The sequence below is a fragment of the Pseudomonas sp. DE0010 genome, assembly GCF_007680745.1.
Lineage (GTDB): Bacteria > Pseudomonadota > Gammaproteobacteria > Pseudomonadales > Pseudomonadaceae > Aquipseudomonas > Aquipseudomonas parafulva_B.
In genome coordinates this window covers 1-314 of record NZ_VEJQ01000127.1, presented here as the reverse complement: position 1 = coordinate 314, position 314 = coordinate 1, and the positions used below count along the sequence as shown (strand labels likewise).

1 protein-coding gene is annotated in these 314 nt (G+C 66.9%); it reads right to left on the bottom strand.

Annotation, left to right across the window (positions count from 1 at the left end; genetic code table 11):
- A partial coding sequence (locus FS767_RS21945) for an amino acid permease (protein WP_144968206.1) occupies positions 1-314 on the bottom strand: 314 nt, incomplete at both ends.

The following is a 314-nucleotide window of genomic DNA, read 5'->3' as shown; positions in this document are numbered from 1 at the left end:
CCCCGGCAAAGATCATCACGCCGATGGCCAGGGTCACCAGGGTGAGGATGCCGGCGATGTAGGCCTTGGGAATGGTCCGCTTGGGGTCCTTGGCTTCCTCGGCTGCCATGGCCGCGCCCTCGATGGCGAGAAAGAACCAGATGGCGAAGGGAATGGCGGCGAACATGCCGCCCACCGCGGCCAGGGAGAACTGGTCCTGCCCGGCCCAGCCGCCGCTGGTGAAGTTGGTCAGGCTGAAGCCCGGCGCCACCACCCCCATGAAGATCAGCAGCTCGATCACCGCCAGCACCGTGACCACCAGCTCGAAGGTGGCG